General features: G+C 66.8%; 16 protein-coding genes and 3 pseudogenes. 7 read left to right on the top strand and 12 right to left on the bottom strand.

Annotation, left to right across the window (positions count from 1 at the left end; genetic code table 11):
- Positions 1-84: 84 nt before the first annotated feature.
- Complete coding sequence (locus AB0389_RS00215) at positions 85-1299, top strand: amidohydrolase family protein (RefSeq protein WP_366393025.1); 1215 nt, start codon at positions 85-87, stop codon at positions 1297-1299.
- Positions 1300-1482: 183 nt separating this feature from the next.
- On the opposite strand, the gene AB0389_RS00210 is transcribed toward AB0389_RS00215, so the two are convergent.
- On the bottom strand, positions 1483-2733 hold the full coding sequence (locus tag AB0389_RS00210) for an MFS transporter (protein ID WP_366393024.1): 1251 nt from the start codon (positions 2731-2733) through the stop codon (positions 1483-1485).
- Between the two features lie 84 nt (positions 2734-2817).
- Here AB0389_RS00210 and AB0389_RS00205 point away from each other — a divergent pair, with 84 nt between their 5' ends.
- Positions 2818-3144 carry a helix-turn-helix transcriptional regulator gene (locus tag AB0389_RS00205; protein ID WP_366393023.1) on the top strand — a complete coding sequence of 109 codons (327 nt, stop codon included), beginning with the start codon at positions 2818-2820 and terminating at the stop codon, positions 3142-3144.
- A 67-nt stretch (positions 3145-3211) separates the two neighbouring features.
- On the opposite strand, the gene AB0389_RS00200 is transcribed toward AB0389_RS00205, so the two are convergent.
- The 7 genes and pseudogenes from AB0389_RS00200 to AB0389_RS00170 form a co-directional block, all read right to left on the bottom strand.
- Positions 3212-3634, bottom strand: a complete 423-nt coding sequence (locus tag AB0389_RS00200) for a UDP-N-acetylglucosamine 2-epimerase (RefSeq protein WP_366393022.1) — start codon at positions 3632-3634, stop codon at positions 3212-3214.
- Between the two features lie 150 nt (positions 3635-3784).
- Entirely contained in the window at positions 3785-4267 is a 483-nt protein-coding gene (locus tag AB0389_RS00195) for a hypothetical protein (protein WP_366393021.1), read from the bottom strand.
- 538 nt (positions 4268-4805) lie between these two features.
- A complete protein-coding gene (locus AB0389_RS00190; RefSeq protein WP_366393020.1) occupies positions 4806-5447 on the bottom strand; it encodes a class I SAM-dependent methyltransferase in 642 nt (213 codons plus the stop codon).
- A 49-nt stretch (positions 5448-5496) separates the two neighbouring features.
- A complete protein-coding gene (locus tag AB0389_RS00185; protein WP_366393019.1) occupies positions 5497-8040 on the bottom strand; it encodes a RiPP maturation radical SAM C-methyltransferase in 2544 nt (847 codons plus the stop codon).
- Positions 8041-8076: 36 nt separating this feature from the next.
- Positions 8077-9999 (bottom strand): radical SAM protein, encoded by a 1923-nt coding sequence (locus AB0389_RS00180; RefSeq protein WP_366393018.1) that lies wholly within the window; start codon positions 9997-9999, stop codon positions 8077-8079.
- Positions 10000-10350: 351 nt separating this feature from the next.
- Positions 10351-10500, bottom strand: a complete 150-nt coding sequence (locus tag AB0389_RS00175; protein ID WP_366393017.1) for a hypothetical protein — start codon at positions 10498-10500, stop codon at positions 10351-10353.
- Between the two features lie 630 nt (positions 10501-11130).
- Positions 11131-11698 (bottom strand): annotated as a pseudogene (locus AB0389_RS00170) (lipase family protein).
- Positions 11699-11935: 237 nt separating this feature from the next.
- Here AB0389_RS00170 and AB0389_RS00165 point away from each other — a divergent pair.
- The 3 genes and pseudogenes from AB0389_RS00165 (at position 11936) to AB0389_RS00155 (ending at position 13668) form a co-directional block, all read left to right on the top strand.
- Positions 11936-12580: an LLM class F420-dependent oxidoreductase gene (locus AB0389_RS00165; RefSeq protein ID WP_366393016.1), complete on the top strand. Its 645-nt coding sequence runs from the start codon at positions 11936-11938 to the stop codon at positions 12578-12580.
- Positions 12568-13030 (top strand): annotated as a pseudogene (locus AB0389_RS00160) (IS5 family transposase); the annotation flags it as partial. The gene AB0389_RS00165 and the pseudogene AB0389_RS00160, both read left to right, overlap by 13 nt.
- Positions 13031-13212: 182 nt before the next feature.
- The gene (locus AB0389_RS00155; RefSeq protein WP_366393015.1) at positions 13213-13668 is read left to right on the top strand and encodes a hypothetical protein; all 456 of its coding nucleotides are present in this window, start codon (positions 13213-13215) and stop codon (positions 13666-13668) included.
- Between the two features lie 565 nt (positions 13669-14233).
- Here AB0389_RS00155 and AB0389_RS00150 read toward each other — a convergent pair.
- From AB0389_RS00150 to AB0389_RS00135, 4 genes are all read right to left on the bottom strand, one after another.
- Positions 14234-14380 carry a hypothetical protein gene (locus AB0389_RS00150; RefSeq protein WP_366393014.1) on the bottom strand — a complete coding sequence of 49 codons (147 nt, stop codon included), beginning with the start codon at positions 14378-14380 and terminating at the stop codon, positions 14234-14236.
- 117 nt (positions 14381-14497) lie between these two features.
- A complete protein-coding gene (locus AB0389_RS00145) occupies positions 14498-15139 on the bottom strand; it encodes an AAA family ATPase (RefSeq protein ID WP_366393013.1) in 642 nt (213 codons plus the stop codon).
- 424 nt (positions 15140-15563) lie between these two features.
- Entirely contained in the window at positions 15564-16028 is a 465-nt protein-coding gene (locus AB0389_RS00140) for a hypothetical protein (RefSeq protein ID WP_366393012.1), read from the bottom strand.
- A gap of 652 nt (positions 16029-16680) precedes the next feature.
- On the bottom strand, positions 16681-17499 hold the full coding sequence (locus AB0389_RS00135; protein ID WP_366393011.1) for an AAC(3) family N-acetyltransferase: 819 nt from the start codon (positions 17497-17499) through the stop codon (positions 16681-16683).
- A gap of 35 nt (positions 17500-17534) precedes the next feature.
- On the opposite strand from AB0389_RS00135, the pseudogene AB0389_RS00130 reads away from it, so the two are divergent.
- Both AB0389_RS00130 and AB0389_RS00125 read left to right on the top strand, forming a co-directional pair.
- Positions 17535-17750: pseudogene (locus AB0389_RS00130) on the top strand (RHS repeat domain-containing protein); the annotation flags it as partial.
- Positions 17751-17822: 72 nt separating this feature from the next.
- Positions 17823-19739, top strand: a complete 1917-nt coding sequence (locus AB0389_RS00125) for a hypothetical protein (RefSeq protein WP_366393010.1) — start codon at positions 17823-17825, stop codon at positions 19737-19739.
- Positions 19740-19753: the final 14 nt, after the last annotated feature.

The raw sequence follows: 19753 nt of genomic DNA, 5'->3' as shown, positions 1-19753 counted from the left end.
ACCCAGGCATTTGCATACCATCCAGCAAGTGCATAGCATTCGGTATGTAAATCTGAATGAGTGAAGGAAGCGAGGCGGATTGCTATGGCACTCACCGCGATCACCAACGCGCAGGTCTTCGACGGGGAGAAGGCGGTCGGCGTGCGGACCGTGGTCATCGACGGCGGGACGATCGCCCGTGTCGGGGGCGACGCTCCCCGGGGCAGCGAGATCGTCGACGGCAGCGGCGCCACACTGCTGCCGGGACTCATCGACGCCCATGTCCACTCCGCTCCGGGGTCCCTGGCGCTCGCCCTGCGGTTCGGGGTGACGACCGAACTGGAGATGCAGGGGATGAACACGCGGGAGAACCGGGGGCTCATCACGGACGACGACACCCTGGCCGACGTGCGCTCTTCCGGCTTCGCCATCACCCCGCCCGGCGGTCACCCGAGCGAGCTGATGCCCGAAGGCTTCCGGCCGAAGTGGGACCTCCCTCCGGTGATGCCGCTGATGCCGTTCTCCACCACTCCCGAGGAAGCGGTCGCCTTCGTGCCCCAGCTCCTCGCCCGGGGATCCGACTTCATCAAGTTCATGATCGACGACGGCAGCGTGGAGGGACACCCCGGGCTGCCCGCGCTCGACCGGGCCACCGTGAACGCCGGCGTAGCGGAAGCCAAGAAGTACGGTGCGCTTACCGTGGCCCACGCGCTGACCTTGGACGCCACCAGGATGGCCGCCGAAGCCGGTATCGACGGCGTCACCCACGTGTTCATGGACCAGCCGCACACCGCCGAGATCATCAGCCTCATCAAGGACGCGGGTATGTTCGTCATCCCTTGCGTCACTCTCAATGCCTCGATGATGGGGATCACCGGCAGCGAACTCGCCGACGACCCCAGGGTCGCCGCACGTCTCGACAGCGCGTGGGAGCAGACCCTGCGGTCCAGCTACAACCGTTACCCGCAGGGCAAGCTCGACGACGTGTACGACACCGTGCGCGCTCTGGATGCCGCAGGCGTCGACGTGCTGGCCGGTACCGACGTCTCCATGCCCGAGACGTTCTTCGGGGGCCTGGCACACGGAGCGAGCCTGCACCACGAACTGCGATACCTGGTGGCGGCCGGCCTCACGCCCGCGCGGGCCCTGCGCGCGGCCACAGCGACCACAGCCCGGCGCTTCCACCTCGGCGACCGGGGCCGCATCGCCGAGGGACTCCGCGCCGACCTTCTGCTGGTCGACGGCGACCCGGTCGGCAACATCAGCGACACCCTCAACACCCGCGCCGTCTGGCGCCGCGGCACCCGCCTGGCGGCATGACCGCCGTACCTCCCCGTGCGCAATCACTCACGGCGGGAAGGGCCACCGTGAGTGGTGTGGCGGACCCGGCCCTACTCGCTGAAGACCGGTCCCGCCCGCGCCCCCCAGTTCCTTTGTGCTCTGCTCGTCCTGACGACCTCGACCGCTGACGGTGCCCGTGCCGGCCCGCTCCGGGGCCGCTCGTCAGTCGGCGTCGCTCATCCGGGGGACCTCGGCCGTCGGCGCCCACGTAACCGCGGAGTGTCCCCCTCGGCGCCTCATTACCCGTTCGACGACAACGGCGGAGAGGCAGAGGAGGGCCGCGAGTACGGAGAAGACGGGGAAGATCGCGGTGTCGCTCCAGACGGTCGCGCCGATGCCCACGAGGAGTGTGGGCGTGATCAGCGCGCCGTACGCGAGCAGATAGAACATGGACATGACGGCCCCGCGCCGCTCGGCGGGGATGTGTGCGGTCAGGTGGCGCAGGGAGCCGCCGAAGGCGAGTCCGTAGGCGCCGCCCTGGAGTGCGACGGTGACGATGATGACGGCGGCGTTGCCGGTCGCGAAGCCGGCCACTCCGGCCAGCATGAGCACGGCGAGTGCCGTGTCGCCGGTGAGTGCGACCGTGCGGGCCGGGTAGCGGGCGCTGACGGCCTGTGTGGTGGCGGCGGTGAGGGTCACGGCCGCGATGACGACGCCGCCGAAGAAGGGTCCGTCGACGTGTGCGGCGTGGGCGGCGATCGAGGGTTCCAGCGAGAAGCAGACCCCGAGCACGGCCCAGGCGGCGCCTGCGCCGATCACGGCGAAGACGAATCGCCCGCGGATTTCCTTGGGTACCTGCGGGCGCGGGATCCCCAGGGGTGCGGCACCGGCCGAGGGGTGCGGCTCACGCATCACCAGAAGGAGGACGAACAGGACGAGGGCGATGAGCGCGTCGGCGAGGTAGGGCAGGAGCAGGGGGTGGAAGCCGGTCTGGGCGAGGGCCGCGGTGCCGAGCGCGGCGACGGCGATACCGACGTTGAAGGCGATGGCGGTGAGCGTCCCGCTCCGCGCCGCCCGCTCGGGGTCCACGTCCAGCAGGGCGGCCCCGCCGACGACAACGATCGCGCCGATCCCCAGCCCGTTGAGCATCCGTGCCACGACGAGATGTCCGGGTCCCGCGGCGAAGACGAAGACGACGAGGCCGGCGAGCAGCAGCAGGACGGCGACGAGGAGCACGGGCCGCCGGCCGTACCGGTCGGACAGGGCCCCGGAGACGAGGATCGCGACCACCGCAACGGCCCCGTAAGCGGCGAAGACGACGGTGGTGAGGAAGGGCGGATAGTCCCACTTCTCGGCGTACAGGGAGTACAGCGGTGAGGGGATGGCGGAGGTCGCTTGCCCGAGCATGAGGAGGGCGAGGAGGGCCGCGTAGCTCCACGGCTGGGGGCGGCGGCCCGGGGAGAGTGCCTTCACGGGGACTCCTGGTAAGTTTGATGTGGATCGTACTTCGGGGATGCTAGGGAGAAGTACGACGCTCGTCAAACTTGGAGTTGTCCGATGCCGCCCTGGGAGACCCCGCCCGACCAGTTGCCGCCCGTCGCCGCCGTCCAGAAACTGCTGCGTGCACTCGCGGACCCCGCACGCCTGGAAATGGTCCGCCGCCTGGCAACGCACCCCGCCGCCGAAGCCCCCTGCTCGGACCTTTACGAGGGCTTGAAGAAATCCACCGCGACCCACCACTTCAAGATCCTGGTCGAGGCAGGTGTCCTCCACCCGGTCATGGTCGGCCCCTCTCGCGGACACCGCCTCCGCCGCACCGCCCTTCAAGAGGCGGTGCCGGGCCTGCTGGACGCGCTCATGGATGCCCTGGCGCGAGAGGGCTGACGGCCTTGAGGCCTGGCACTGCGGTACGGCGGGCGAACCCGCACGGCAGCGGCGCTGCGGGTTGTGTTCACCGCGATGCGCGACGCCCGCCCCCGAACGGCTCTTCGGGCACGGCCGGGCCACCACCCCGCGCGTACCGGTCACGGGACGCGGGCCGGCTTCGCGGTATTGGCAGGGCGGGCCGGGACCGGTTACGTGCGGCGGTGCCCCCGGTTTGAGCCGCTCCGGTTCGCCGCGGGTGTGTTGAGTCCGAGGCGCCATGTGTGCATGCCTGGGCTGCTCGTCCGGCGGCTTTCCCGTCGCCGTAGGGGGTGGCCCGCACAGTGGCCGGGTTGGTGAGGGTGCTGTCGGCTTCTTTGGCGATGCGGTCGGTGTCGGTTCCCACCAGGCGGGCGCAGCCGGCGTGGAGTCCTTCGGTGTGTTCGGTTCTGTCGAGGGTGACCAGGGCGGGGATGCGGAAGGCGGGGGCTTCTACTGCCGACTCGGACACCGCCCGGGCTCTGACCGCCTTCACCCGCCGCCCAGGACCCCCTGGTGACCGCAGGGGCACACCGCCGCGAATCCTGGGGGCCTACCGCTGGAACGGATCCGCGCGCCGCCGCCCGCCTCGCCGCCCTCCACCCCTCGGCCAACTACCTCGTCACCACCTCGCGGCTGACTGGGCAGCGGTCACTTCGCTGACCTGCGCATCGGCCCCCCAAGTGCTCGTGCAGCCGCGCGCAGCGGGCCACGTCCGCGGGGAACATCCGGCGGGCATGGACCAGCCGGTGCGGGAGCGTGCCGGTGGAGCGCCGGCTGGGCAGCGCCTCGAACAGGTCGAGGGCCTCGGACACGCCGAGTTCCCCCAGCCGGCCTCGGCTGCGCTCGGGTGGCGGTACTCGTCGGCCCTGCGCGGGTCGTCGGTGGCGAACCAGCCGTCGTCCAGGAAGAGCTTGTAACCGGTGAAGAAGACCGTGTCATCCATGATGTGACGAATCGTCAGTTTCTCGTGCTCGTCGACACGGCGGAGCGAGGGGCGGCAGCCGACGCGCAGGGCCGGCTCGCCGCGCTCGCACAGTTCGTCGATCAGCCGCAGAACGGTGTGGCTGCGCTCGACGTTGACGGCGCCGGCGGTTCCGACCACCTGGGGTACGAGGTGATGTCGTGCGCCTCCGTGATGCCCCGGGCCGCCATATCGGCGAGCAGAGCGCGGAGTTCGGCGCGCAGCCGGAGGGCGTCGCGCGGCGGAACGACACCGGCCGCCAGCCGTCCCAACACCGCCGGCCCGTGGGCTCGCCGTCGGCGTCACGCTCGATCCACTCCTCCTCCCCATGCCGGTTGTCCCGGTCGATCCGGCAGCGGCGCAGCGCCTCGGAGTTGAGGACGGCGGTGGAGTGGTCGCGGCTGCGCAGAAAGCGGGCGGTCGCCGGTGAGAGTGTCCAGCTCCGGCAGGGTGGGGAGTTGGGCGTCGGGGAGGGTTCCGGACAGCCAGTGACCCCAGGCCCCGGCCCCGGACCCGGCCATCCGCCGCGCGACGGTGGCCAGCACCTCCCGGGCCCCGGCCCGGTCCCGCACCGCGCCCCAGGCCACCGTCCAGTAGTCCGCGGCGGCCCAGCCAGGGTTCACGATCTCGGCCCTCGGGCGCATTCGCCAAGCGTGCGAATGAACCTTCCGGTGGTGGTTCAGCTATCCCGTCGCCGAAGCACGGCGTACCGGGCCGGCCAGTCAGTGACACCCGCCTGTCGGCCAAAATCAGCGATCCGAAGGTCGAGTACGGTGAACCACGGAGTCACCGCATTGAGGAATGTCTCCTCAGTGGTCCAGGACGGTCCGCTGGACTGGTCCAGGGCGTCCTCTCGGGTGAGAGCGGCGGCCCCAACATGTACCCATAATCCGCCGGGCCGGCACATCCGTGCTATCGCCGCAGCGAACGTCCGACGCTCACGATCAGTGGGGCGAGTGTGCAGCACACCACGCTCAAGGACCACCGGGAACGGGTCCCGCGGCACTGGGCCGGTGACGTCCAGCACCTCAAACCGTACCGCCATGCCGGCCGGCGTGCGGCGCTGTGCCTCTTCAATCGCCCGGACGGAGAAATCGCAGGCGGTCACGGTATAGGAGCGGTTGGCGAGCCACCGCGCAGTGGTGCCGAGCCCGCAGCCAACATCCATTATGTGGGCTGGGGGTGGAGCGTACGTGGCGAGGAGTTCGCCGAGTGCCGGTGGCGGCTCCTCGTCCCATCCAGCGATCGCGGAATCGTAAGTCTGGTCCCATTCAGCCGAGTCGAGGGAGCGCAGTGGCCTGGCGGCTTCGCCGTCAATCATCACTGGGTCTCTTTCTGTGCTGTCGTCCGGTGCGCGGTCATCGCTTCGGTCAACCCACGACCGGCCAGCGGGTGATACGGGAGGGCAGCCACCACAGAAGAGTGCCGGTCCGGTGAACGAGGCCCGACTTCATGAACGCTGATATTTCCTGTTGCCCGAAATCTGAGCCAGGGGCACCGTGCAGCAGTGACGCCAACTTCCCTTCGTGCACCTTACGCATGACGATGCGCCGTTGACTTCCATGGCGCAGGTCAGTGATTTCGATGAACCCTTTGCCGCGCCGGTAGCCGCATTTGTTCATATGGAATGTGGCGCGCCATTGATCGAGGACAGCATCGCCATTGGGGCCGGCCACCGAACGTGGGGGGTACAGGTGACTGAACAGATGCCATTGTTCGATCTCGGTGCCAAGATCCAGATCCCAGTCAACGGAGACACCGTGTCCTGTCAACTCCCTCACATGCGTGAGTCCGCGGACCGCCAGTCGCTCGCTTTCGCGATCTCCCTCGGCGAGGATCACGGGCGCGGGGAGGGCAACATGCCGGACGCCCCGTGCAATCAGGTCCGAGATGGTTTGTGCGGGAGTGTCCTCGTACTGGGCCTCTCCCAGATACATGCCGTGCTTCTCGCGGGTCTCTTCGTCGCGTTCCCGCCAGCACCGGAGCGTCGTCGTCGCGCCTGTGCCCGGTGTTCGGCCCATTGGGCTGTGGAGCAGCGCTGGTACCAGAGCCGGACTGCTGTCACGGGTCACCCAACGCATGAGATCCTGGTTGGCGGCATAAGGCACGACGTGCACGGTCTGGCCACCGTCTTCGAAGAGCAGTCCCAGCGTGCGCCAGAGGCCAAGCAAGTTTGACACGTCCTCCGCGGTGATGTGGTGACCGCCCGCTCGGAGTTTGTCCCTCAGCGCATCTCGCGTGTGCGGCTGCTCCAGTAGACGGAACGCGGCCATCTCCCAGGGGTCCTGGATTTCCAGTGTGCGCCAGGCGAATCCGGGCCGGGTGTTGGTGAGGACGATGGAGCTGGTCAGGTCGCACTGTGTCAGCCGTCCATGAGCGAACTCGTGGCGCCAGGTCTCCACTGCCTTGTCCAACCGCTCTGCTTGCGTGGTGGAGATTCCTCGGTGCTTGGCATCGAAGACATAGGCCATGTCGCGGAGTTCGGATGCTGGAAGGTCGTAGATCACCGCGTAGTGAGCGGCAGGCTGCAGGTCACCGAAACCAAGTTCTGGACGGTTGAAGTAGGGACTGAAGCGTTCGATGGCTATGCGGGTGACACCGTTCGGCGGAGCGAGATGGTGGATGGCCGGGAACTGGTCGATCACCGCGTCGTAGTCCTCCTCGGTCTCGCCCGGGAAGCCGAAGAGGTAGTTCCACACAACACCGAGGCTCACTGATTCCGCGTCGCGCAGCATGCGGACGTTCTGGCAGCCGGTCACCCCTTTGTCCATCAGCTTCAGGACGTGACTACTGAGGCTTTCGACGCCGGGCTGGACATAGTGAATGCCGGCGGCGACGAGGGAGGCGAGCTGTTCGCGGCGCATGTTGGATTTGATCTCATAACTGATGCGCAGGTCGCATCCGGCCTCCGCGAGCCTCGGTACCGCCGACCGCAGATATGCCATATCGAGGATGTTGTCGGCCACGGCGACGTTGAGTACCTGGTACTGCTCTGTCATCGCGAGCAGTTCGTCGACGAACCGGTCCGGGCTCTTGCTGCGGAATTCCATGAACGAACCGTTGAGCCCGCAGAAGGTGCAGTGGTGTTTCTGCCCCCACCAGCAGCCGCGGGAGCTCTCCACCACCAGATGGGGCTCGGCCAGAGCCCGGGCACGGGACGCCGCGTGCTGCTCGAAGTAGTCCGTGTAATCCGGTGTGACCAGTGCCGATGCCGGCAGTGGGGCCGCGCTCATGACATTGGCGTGCGAGGTGCCATCTGCGTCGCGCCAGCAAAGGCCAGGGATGTCCGTGGGATCCGACTTGTCGCGCAGACAGGCGAGGAGTCGCGTGAGGGACACCTCACCCTCACCGCGATTGACATAGTCGACAAACGGGAAGCCGCGATGAAGTGCGGCGCCCTGTGGACCGTCGCAGTTGCCGCCGCCCAGCACCACAACCACTTCGGGTGCGGTCTTCTTGATGAGCCTGGCGGCGGCAAGAACGGCACTGTTCTGGGCGAAGGTCGTCGAGAAACCGACGACGTCGGGCCGGTCGGCAAGGATGCGGCCGACAAGGTCCGCGATGTACTCGGGAGCGAGCGCATGCAACTGTCGCCCTTTGGCGAGCATGGCGCCCGGCACTGCTCCCGCCACGAGGTCCGCGAATTCGGAGTTGCGCCAGTGCGGGTCGTCGTACAGAGCGGAGGAGAAGATCCACTCACTGTAGCCGGTGAAGTACGAGTTCCAGCAGAAGTTGTACTCCTCACGCGTCAAGCCCGCTCGCTCGGTGATCCAGTCGAGGTAGTCCAGATTGGCATTCACGACGTCGACTCGGCTGTTCGGGAACTCGTCCGCGACGCGGCGCTTGAGGATTCCCAAGGCCAGGGAGGGGAAGTCAATTGAGGCCCAGGGCATGTTGACGAAGGTGATGTGCACCGTGTGGCTCCTTCAGTGTGACGGACGAATGGCTGATCACGGTTCGTCGTGAATGACACCGACATCTGCGGCGAGAAGTTTGCCGAGCAGTGACTGACCATGCGCACTGGTTGCGATCAAGAGCCCACCAGACGCGGCGCTCCGGGCCACATGGTTCTTCGGCAATGAGTACACCTGTTCCCGTACCGGATCGGCCAGCAGGGATGAACCATCGCCCGGACCATGTGGAGCGAACCGCGCTGGGGCACACCGGATCCACGGATGCGGGCGCAGCGCTATGCGCTGCGCCGGGGACTGCGCTGCGACTTCGGCGGGCCCGGTCGCAGCCGCGGAGATCCGGCGCATGCCGCGCTTCAGCCGCTGCAGAGCGTCAGGGCGCTCGGGTCCGCCGATCACGGCATGCCGCCGCCCCACCCTGCCGCCCAAGTAGTTGAGTTCACGGTTGTCGGCGAACAAGCCGGAGCTGTCAAGGACCACCCCGAAACGTTGGGGATCGGCAACGAGACGGGTGCCGGGCTCGGCCACCATGAGTTCGAACGCGTCAATGGCGAACTTTTCGCGGTTGCGTTCGAGAAAGCGCAGGGACTCCTCGGACTCCTCTTCGGTCTCGTCCAAGAGGCCGCCCATCACTGAAAGGTTGACCCGGATTTCCGCTGCCGCGAGGTTGTCAAGGATGACCTGGAAATCCGCGGCGCGGACACCCTTGTCCAGTCTGTCGAGTAGTCGCTGCGTGACACCCTCATAGCCGACAGCCATTCCCTCGCAGCCGAGTTCGGCCAGTTCCTGGCAGAAGGCCCGATCGAGCAGGATCGGTTCCAGTCGGTTGCGGGTGTTGAAACGGACGTGCACACCGCTCTCTCGCACCAGCCGCATGGCTCGGGCAAGCAGCCGCAGGTTCGTGTTCTCATCGACGATGGTGACGAAGTCGATTCCCGTACTTTCCACGATCCGGCATACGGTGTCTGCGAGTTGCCCCGGGGAAGCCTGCTGGTAGGCACCACGTTCCAGGGACCGGTTGCCGTAGGAACAGAAAATGCAGCGTCCCCAGTAACAGCCCACGCAGGACACCATGGAGAGAACGACGGTGTCGTTGAGATAGGAGTGCACTTTCAGCCCGTCGTAGTCAGGCGCGCCTACATCCTTGAAACGGAGAGCAGGCGGTCGGCTGGAGGCTGTCACCCCTCCGGGGCTCAGCCACTTCATCCCCGGCACATCGGAACGTGGTGCGGTTCCCGTGAGATGAGCCAGCCAGCGCTCCAGGGGCTCTTCCCCCGCCGTGGTGCAGAGCGCATCCACCGCCGTGCGCACTGAGGTCATCGCGGCCAGTTCGTCATGCCGCAGCATGACCTGCTGTCCCCCAAGGCAGATGCGCGTGCCCGGATGGAGCAGGCGGATCCACCGGGCAATCAGCAGAGCCGGTGCCAACTGACTGAAAAAGGCGACGGATATGCCAACCGCCCGCGGAGCAGACTGATCAAGAGCCTCTGTCAACAAGCTGTGCAGCTCCCGGGTGGCGAAGTCGAGGGAACCGACCTGCGATTCGGACAATCGAAGCACTGCTTCATCAAGTGAGTTGAAGTCGTCCCAAACCTGCGACAAAGCCGAACCGCGCAGCATCAGTTGGGTGGCGCGTCGGGCCAGACGTACCGCACGCACGGGACCGAGGTGAGGGCCTGGCCGCTTCGTCAGGACGAAGTCGCGTATCTCACCGAGATGCTCCAGGGCGGCATCAGCCACCGCCGCCCTGTACCAGGTAGGCAGATCCTTCGCCTCGTCGAGGGCGTGGGCCTCATGCGCGAGCGCGGGGCCGTCGAGGAGTCGATGGATCAATTCGATGCCTAGATCCACCTGATGTGCGCTATATCCGAACCGGCGGACATGACCGGACAGATAAGGCAGACTGAGATAGGGAAAGAGGGTGGCTTCGGTCAGTGGCGGAAAGAGCAGCAGAAGATCCATGCCATCCGTCCCGATCCGGACGGTGGAGCCGACCGGGGTGCGCGAGGTGTCGGAAGCCGGTATCGGCCTACGCTGCGGACTCAAGAGCTGCGGAGGCTATGGCGTCGTCATAGCGTCCAGCGAAGGAGAACCTGCATGAGAGAGGCCCGGACGACCCCCCGCGGTTGCTGAGGCAGAACCTGGAGGAGCTCACAGGTGGGCAGCGCTCCGGCCTTGCGATGTGAGGGCGCCATGGTTTTACCACAAGACCGCAGCAGCGTCCTTACCTGTCTGGCACTCCGGCACCGTGCGGGGTGCCGGAGAGCGCAGGGGATCTTGTGAGCTCCTCGTGCAAGGTCAGTCAGCGGACAGTCAGTCCGCCGACACGGTGGAGGAACGGTCTACGTTCTTGGCGATGTAGTTGTAGGCCGTGGACGAACCACTGACTTGGAGTTCGTCCATCTCGAGCATCTGCAGCTCGCCGAGGTTGCTGTCGGCCTCAGTGTTGATCTGGATCTCCATGGAGCCTCCATTCGCGAGTGGAACCCGAATCGAAAACATTTACGGGTTTCCTGTCTATGAATAGGATCTTCATGAGGCCTCGTGATGGTCAAGGGCTCCTTTGAGCCATGGTCATTTACGGGGCAACTCCTCATGGCGTCGCCGGCTCACGGGCAGGAGATGTCGGCGCCTGCGGTGAGGGCGTCGCCAAGGGGCGTGCGGTGGTAGGGGACCGATCGGCCCGATCGGGCGCGGCGGAGGAGACCGGCCTTACGCATGACGGCGAGGTGGTTGCCGACCGCGCCGGGGGCGCCACGCGGTCAGCTGTTCCTCGGCGTTGAGCACCCGCGCCCGCCACGACCGGCACCGCGGGGGCAAGCAGGTGCTGTGCACGATGTCCTCGCTCGTCGCCCGCCTGCATCTGCTGGTCACCTTCATACTGGTGACGTACGCGACGACCTGCGGGGCCTGCCTCGGTCTTCTCCCGGGCGGCTGGACGACGGCCGTGGCTGTCCGCTCGGTTGTGCCGTGCCCTGCTGGGCTGCCCGGGGCGGTTCACGACCGTCGGTCCCGGCCGTGAGGTCGGCCCTTGAGCGAGGCACGCCTGGCGGCCGGGCGTGGCCTGGGCGGGTAGGCAGCGGTGGTGGAGGTTCAGCTCTGTGCGCCGGTCCTGGCGAGGTTCTTTTCGAACGCGGCCAGGTAGTTGTGCAGATGGTGGTCCTTGATGCCGACGGTCTCGGGGGCGAACATGTCCCGGCTGAAGCCCTTGGCCCGGTCCTTCAGTGCCGCGATGAGCGGCATGGTCTCGTGGAGCTTTCTGTCGGCGTCGAAGTAGTGCAGGGCGCTGACGTGGGTGAAGACCGGCTCGGGCGGGAGCTGGGGGACGATGTCGTTGTTGTTGACGAAGCGGTGGCAGCGGTTCCTGAATGCGGTGTTGTACAGGCCCGTGAGCAGGCGCTCGCAGGTGCGGGGCTGGCCGTAGGTGTAGACCCCGTAGGGCAGTTGGCGGTTCCTCGAAGTAGTAGTGGGCGCCGGCCAGCATGGCCAGGGCACCGCCGAGGCTGTGGCCGGTGAACCAGACGCTCTGTCCGCTGGTGCGCAGTTCCTTGATGGTGTCCCGGATCTGGGGGTATACGGACCGCAGGGCCTGGTTCTTGGCCGAGCTGTGAGGCGGATGCGCGGGCCTCCACGGCTCGGGGGACTGACCAGGTGGGGCCATCCTCTCGGCACGCCAGGGACTGCCGCTGTCCGGCCCCGCGCTGTCGGTGGTGACTGGAAGGCTGGTCGGTTGAACGAAGACGAGTAGTTGCTGCGGGGCCGAAGCAGCGGCCGGTCGAAAGCCGGCGCGACGGAAGTGGCCGGTCAAGAGTGGCCTCTCGGACGAATGCCCTTGCTGTTCCGGCCGCAGAAACTCGCCCGCCCTCTGGCCACAACCACCAGGCGGTACACACAGGCCATGGACGTGGACCTGGGACGCATCGGCATCTGGAGCTTGGCGTTCACTCACGGGGACCGCGGCGCGGCACGTGAGGCGGCCGCCGAGCTGGAGGAACTGGGCTGCGGCACGCTCTGGCTCGGCGGCAACCCGGGAGGCAATCCCCGCGGTGACCTCGTCGCAGCGGCCGAGCTGCTCGCGGCGACGAACCACACCGTGGTCGCTCCCGCCTGCGTATCCATCTGGCATCAGCACTCCCGCGCCCTCGCGGCGGCGTATGACGCGCTGCCGGCGCACATGCGGAACCGTCTGCTCCTCGGCCTGGGCGTGGGCCACCCGAAGACCGGCCAGTACCATCTCCGCCCGTACACGTCTCTCCGTGACTACCTCGACGAGTTGGACGGCTTGCCCGCGATTCCCCGGCCGGCGCGGATTCTGTGCGCACACGGCCCGAGGCTGACGGGCCTGGCCGCCACCCGTGCCACAGGTGTCCAGCCGCATCTCACTACCGTCGGCCACACCGCGCTCACGCGTGAGCTGCTCGGCGACGGCCCGCTGCTGGCCCCCTCGGTGTCGGTGGTACTGGAGACAAGCCCTGGAACGGCCCGGGCAGTGGCCCGCACGGCGCTCGCTCCCTACCTCGCCCAGGCAAACAGGGGGAGTTGACAGGTCCGAATCCTGTGGATCGCGGCAAGTACGGGTCGAAGATCCACTTGATCACCGAGCGGACCGGTCTGCCACTGTCGGTCGGTATAGCGGGTGCGAACATGCACGGACAGTCAGGGCCTGGAGCCGCTCGTGCGGGGGATCCCGCCGATCCGCTCGCGACGCGGACCGCGCCGCCGCAAGCCCGGCAAGCTGCACGGCGACAAACGGTACGACTACCGCCACCTGCGGCAATGGCTCCGTGCGCGGGGTATCACGCACCGCCTGGCCCGAAGCGGCGTTGAGTCCTCCACCCGCCTGGGCCGTCAACGCTGGGTCGTAGAACGGTCCGTGGCCTGGCTCGCCGGCTGCCGCAGACTCCACCGATGCTACGAACGCAAAGCCGAACACTTCCTCGCCTTCGACGCCATCGCCTGCACCCTAATCTGCCACCGCCGACTCACCAAATGAGATGACTTCTTAACCCGTTTGGATGGTCGCGATGCCTCGTACGCATGCACATTGATGGATACGGGGAGCCACCGCTCTGCACGCAAATGGTGTGCAAGAACAGAGAGGTCAATCGTGGCAGCAACCGTCTGGGGTGTGGTCAGCTCATCCGGGAACATGATCTCCGGTGAGGGAGCCAGGGCATGAAGCGATCTCCTCTCATCATCGCAGTAGCAACCGCCGCTCTGATGTTGGGCGCGGCACCCTCAATGGCGTCCCCCGACGGGCACTTCCAGCTTCTGGTCAGTTCACGTTGGTGCATCCAAGCCAATGGCCACGACCGCCTTGTCGACATGGATGACTGCGAGGAGTACATCGCCCCCTGGCAACTGTGGAGGGCGCAGGGCGACGACCTGTCAAAAATGCGGCTGCAGAGTGCCCTGGACGATACGTGCCTTGAGGAGGACAGCGTGGGCGCCGTAATCACCGACACCTGCAGCGACAGCACCACTCAGCAGTGGAACGTCACCACGCGGGACGTGGACGGGAAGCAGCAGGTGAGACTCCAGAACGTGGCGACCAATAACTGCGTCAGGCAAGGTGACGGTGGCTGCGAATTCGACTCCGCCTGGCTTACGGTCAACGGGGCCCGCTTCTGAAGGGGCTGCCGGGGATCGGCTTCCTGCGGGGTGAGCGAGTCGTCCGGCCGCCCGATACGCCCCTGACCGACCGCCTATGAGGCGGCCGGGTCAGTACGGGACGGGCGTCAACGTGTCTCCGTGGTTGATCGGTCGGCGGCGTCCGCCGGAGTGCGGGGACTTCGATGCACCAGCAGCGAACTATTCCCCATGCCGTTTTGCTGTACGGATCACAAACAGCCACGCCCCCATGATGCACGTGACTCCAATGAGCCCAGCAACGAACATGGTCAGCGCCAGGACAAGGATAGTGGGAATAATGACCATTAAGCCGATTGGCCTACTCGTAAATCTGTCGACAAGGAGTGCCGCCCGGACTGCTTTTGATTTACCTTCAAGTTTTTTATTGACCATGATTCCATCAGTCCTTGATCCGTAATCCATTTTCATACAGGTGACGGAGGGCCCTCTCTGAAGAGTGTGGACCTCCGCCAAATTGCACTGGCGGTTAACTTATCCAGCGCGTCCCAAATCCCCAGTGCTGATTAACCTTACCGCGACGGCTTCCGTAACTTGATTCGGCGCCTCACATGCCGAGCGAGGCGTTGTGCGCGGCCCGGGTGGCGATGGCGCGCCGGTCGCGGTCGGCCTGGTCGGGGGCTTCGTGCAAGTGGAAGGTGAGGCCGACGATCCGGTCGGCGAGCGCCAGGACCCGCAGGTCCTGGGTGAGCAACTGGATTTCGGTCAGGGCCTCGCCTGCGGCCGTGCGGGCTTCGGGCGCGGCCTGCTTCGCGCCCGCCTGCTCGACGGGCGCACCGGCCTTCTGTAACGGGCGGCGGGCCGCCGCCCGTCATCGCGGCGGCCCGCCGTCGACATGCCCCGCTGCTACAGCCGGCGAGTGAGCCCGAAGAACCTTGCGTGCCAGCTCTTGCGCGGGGACCTCCCTGGTATCGACCTTGAGGTCGTACCTGGCCTCATGGGCATGAACCGTCCGCAGGTGCCCCCTCGCCAGGCCCGCCGGATTGCCCCGTGCCGCCTCCCGCTCCTCCAGCACATCGACCGGGCAGTACACCCCAACGAGATAGACCTCTACGCCGGAGAGCGCCTGGAGCCAGTCCTCCAGCAGATCGGGATCCAGCAGCATCTCGTCGACCACGACGTTGCAGCCCTTGAGCGCCAGCTCGGCGACCGACGCGCGGGCGGCGGCAAGCATCCGGCGGCCGACGTCGCCGTACCGGATGCTGATCAGCTGACGGCCGTCCTCGTCATGCTCCGACCGGTCGTAGCGGAACCCTTCGAAGCTCAAGTGCCCGCCGCGGGCACCGGCCCACTTCTCCGGCACCATCGAGAACAGCGTATCGATGCCCCAATACAGGTACGGCTCATCGCTTGCTTCCTGGATCGCGCGGGCCAAGGTGGTCTTACCAGCACTTGATGTGCCGTTGAGGAAGATCACGTGACCAGGGCGGTCATACTGCACAGAGGTTCCCATCCGACCAACGTATCGGGCCCGATCAGCGACGGTGCGGCCCCCCGACGCAGGAACCCGGACGAGCCCGCCCCGGCGCCGCGGTCACCGTTGGAGTAGGTCCATCGTTGAGTTCTCCCAGCTCGGGATTCGAACATGGGGGAGGACGGCGGTATGAGTGAGCTGGTGGAGTGCCCGCAGTGTGGCCGGAGGACGCGGACAAGCCGCATGGTGGCCGCGCCTTCGCCGACGGCATCAGCGGATCACCGCACCCCCGGCACAACCTCGGTCCGCCCGACGCTGGCTAGACGACGGTCAGCCGCAGCCGAGGCACCCCGTCCCTGTCCATGACAGCACCGTACGACCGCCAACCCCGTACGCCCGGCCCACGTTTCGGGCCGACCGGCCCGAAACATCAAGTCGCCGACCTGCGAAAAATGCCTTCGGGTCAGGTCCGCTTGCGGCTCGCGATCTCGTCAGAGAGCTGCTGCACGTGGGCGGGGTCCGCGTCCCGGGCAAGGGCGACGTAGTGGTCCATGACGGCCGGTCGGTAGCGCACGGGCAACGTCTGTCCTGGGGCGAGTCGTGTGAGCTCGGTGATCGTGAGGCCTTCGTCTGCGATACCGCGGAACGAGCGGCCGTCGGCGGTCTCCACGTCGAACATCAGGACCACGCGTGGATTGCTGTTGACCTCTCGCCAGTCGACGAGAACACCGAGCGCAAGCGCCCCCGTACGCAGTTCCGCACTGCGCTTCCGTGCATCACTGCTCATGACCGGGTTCGGGGCGACGCCCGGGAAGTCGGGCCCGACGCCGAGCGATTCCCGACTCAGGTCGGGCCTGAGCTGCGCCGTCAGATCGTTGAACTGGTCCGAACCGAACAGAACCTTGAGCTTCTTCTTCCAGCGGAACATCCTGGCCCCTCCCTCACACCGGTGCCGGAATCTCGGCCCGGCGCTTCGCCCTCACTGCGATTGTAGGGCGCGGCCATTCCCGACCTCCGTCGCATCGCTCCGTCCCGATGGGGTCGCCGTCTGCGACATACCCCACGGCAACCACCTGAGAACCCCTCACCTGCCGTTCGGTTCGGCGTCCACAGGACGCCGAACCGAACGGCAACCCCGATCACCCTCCACCCTCATACGTCATGACCTGCGGAAAGAGGATGTGACACAGGAACTGAGCTGCGCGTTGCCCAGCTCCGGGTTCGAAGGTGCTGGGAGCGCGAAGCCGCTGTCTGGCTTCGGCTGCGGTGGGAGAGTGGTTCTCGGGGCCGCAGTCCGGGCCCGGTGACCTCTTGGTGGGACTGCTGACCGTCAGTGCCGGGACGATCAGTCGCGTTGAACGTCGCGGGAGGCCGTCTGTCCGCTCCTGCGGGAGCTTCGGCGGGTGATGCACCTGGTCATAAGGGTGATCGCGGCCCAGGTGATGAGCGATTCCGATTCCCACCTGAACTGGTCACTCATCACCCTCATGACCCGGTGCCTCACCCGTAAAGGCCCCCGAAGCGACGGCTGGACGAAGAAGTCGGATTCACCAGCTGAGCCACAGAATCGTCAGAAAATGTCAGGTTGAGGCTGCTGTACACGGTCGCGGTCGCTGCTCAGCCAGCCATGCCACGGCGTATGCGACGGCGTCGGTCAGAGAGAAGAACCGGGCCTCGGCCGCGCCTACCTTGCCCAGTACCACTGGGCACTCCTTTTCAAAGGCCATGCCCAGATCGCCGAAGCGGTCTGTGGTGATTGAGGTGTCGCGCACCGTGATCCAGCTGCGGCCTTGCGGGGTCATGACCGCAAAGGAGTTGTTGACCTGTGGCGCGGGAATCCGGTACTCGGCCAGGTGGAATGCAGTGCAGGATTCGAAGCCGGCGCCCAGAAGTAGGATCCGCGCTCCGACTTCTTCCAGCCGGGCGAGCGGGCTGCGCTCGCCGAGCCGGCAGTCCAGTGCGTGGCTGTCCACGATTGCAGCAGCGTGGGGACCCACGGCAGCGAAGGACGTCTGCGGGTGAGCACTGCGGACAGCTCCGGGCCAGTTGCGGACGGTCTCCGGGATGACACCGACACTGCGGGTGGGCGCGGTGTGCGGGTCGTAGGGCGGCATCGACGCGCGAATGTCCGCCCACCATGCCTCGGGCACGGGCGGATTCTGCCAGCCCTCTGGATCTGAGTTGTCGCCCGAGTGCGTCGGCACCACCAACGTCCCGTCATCGCCGAGGACATCCAGCAGAGCGAGGACGACAGCGACCGGACCACCGCAGACCCACCCGAGCGAGCTGAGGGAGGAGTGTACGAGGATGGTCTCACCAGAGCGGAGGCCCAGGTCACGCAGCTCGGCGGCAAGTGAATCACGCGTACACATCGGGCCGGCCGGAGACGTGACTGACATGACGGCGAGTATGTACGACCCGGGATCCCGACGCCATTCAATTTTCGACGGTCCCTCAACCGCGCGCCCCAGGGCACCGATGCCTGCCCGCGGGCTGTCCAGTCACACAGCGAGCCAAAACCGCCTATATCGCCACGATCGCAGCCGTCTCGCACACCGAGTACGACGCACTGGGCAATGTCGAAGCAACCGTCGACCCGCTGGGAAGGACCACCCGTTACGGCCACGACCAACTCGGCCGGCTCATCCAGAAGACGGACCCGGTAGCAGGAACCCCGGCCCTGCTCGGCACCTCGCCGGGTACGCTCAACGGCTCGGGAACATTGAACGGCTCGCCCGACGGCACGCTGCGCGACCTCGACGGCGCCGGCATCACCCGCTACACCTGGACACCGACCGGCCTCCAGCTGCCGCAGACCGACCCGACCGGAGCCCGGATCGAGGCCACGTACGACGAGCTGGGACGACAGTTGACCGCGACAACAATCGATCGCTACCCGTCGCTCCGCAACCTGACCACCCGATTCGCCTGCGACGACGCGGGCAACCAGCTCTCCTCGACAACACCGGGCAACCACACCACCTCCGCCACCTACAACACGGCAGGAGACATCGGGACCATCACCGACCCGATGGGCGGGGTCACCAGGCTCCGTTACGACGGACTCGGCCGACAGCACGAAATCACCGACCCCACCGGACGCAGGAGCACCACGAGTTACGACGCTTTCGGCAACGTCCTGGGCCAGACCGATTTCGGCACCGGCACCACCGCACTGCGCTCGCTCTCCGCGGAGTTCGACGCGGACGGCAACCGCACCTCCGCGACAGCCGCGGACGGAGCACGCACCACGTACACCTACGACACGCTGGGGCGGCTCACGCGTCAGGTCGAACCGGTCAGCGCCGGCAAATCCATCACCACGGGCTTCGGTCACGACGCGGCGGGCAACCAGACCCGGCTGACCGATGGCCGCGGCAAGGACACGGTCTACACCTTCACCCCCTGGAACCAACCCGAATCGACCATCGAACCAGCCACCAACGACCACCCGGCGCCGGCCGACCGCACCTGGACCACCGTCTACGACGCGGCGGGCCGAAGCGTCTCCGAGTCACTGCCCGGAGGAGTCCGGCGCACGCAGACATATGACGGACTCGGCAGAATGACAGCGGAGACCGGCGCCGGCGCCGAGGCCGCCACGGTGAACCGCACGCTGGAGTACGACCTTGCGGGATGTCTCACCGCGGCCGGCACGGACGGACTCCTCGGCCGCGACACCTACACGTACAACGACCGGGGCCAGCTCCTCACCGCCGCCGGACCGGGCGGGAAGTCGTCCTACGCGTACGACACCGAGGGCAATATGACCTCGCGTACCAACGCGGACGTCACCACCGAATACGGCTACGACGCCGCCGGACGGCTCGACTGGACCTGGGACGAGATTACCGGCAACGACATCTGGTACGGATTCGACGCCGCAGGCCGCCCCACCACCGAGCGCTACGCCGAACAGAAGGCCGGCTCGACGACCTGGCAGGAATCCGCGCGCCGCACCTACGGCTACGACAGCCTGGGCCGGCTCACCAGCGACCGCATCACCAACCCCGCAGGAACCACCGAAACTGCGTCGACGCGGTACGAGTACGACGTCGACGACCGGCTGACCAAGAAGTCCACCAAGGGCACAGCCGGAGCCGCCGATCACACCTACGGCTACGACCTCGCGGGCAGGATGACCTCCTGGACCACCGGAGCCACCACCACCGAATACGGATGGGACGACGCGGGCAACCGCGTCAAGGCGGGCAGCGCGACCTCGACGTACGACACGCGCAACCGTCTGCTCACCGACGGCACGTCCACATACTCCTACTCGGCGCGCGGCACCGTCGCATCGGTGAAGTCTCCGGGCAAGGAAACCCGTTCACTCACCTTCGACGCCTTCGAGCGAAAGATCACCGACGGCGGCACGACCTACACGTACGACTCCCTCGACCGCGTACGGGGCAACGGAAAGGCATCCTTCAGCTACGACGGCGGCTCGAACAACCTCGCCGACGACGGCACCAGCCGCTACACCAGAACCCCGGACGGCTCACTCCTCGCCGTCGGCACGGGCACGACCAAACAGTGGGCCGTCACCGACCAGCACACCGATCTCACCGCCACCCTGGTCGCGCCGTTGTGCGCTGGTGACGGCGAGCACGGCTGCGCTGAGCGCCACACCGCGTAGACGGTCCAGGCTCC

The organism is Streptomyces sp. NPDC093109, from assembly GCF_040701725.1.
GTDB lineage: Bacteria > Actinomycetota > Actinomycetes > Streptomycetales > Streptomycetaceae > Streptomyces.
The sequence above is the reverse complement of the archived record's forward strand: the minus strand, read 5'-3'. Positions and strand labels throughout refer to the sequence as shown.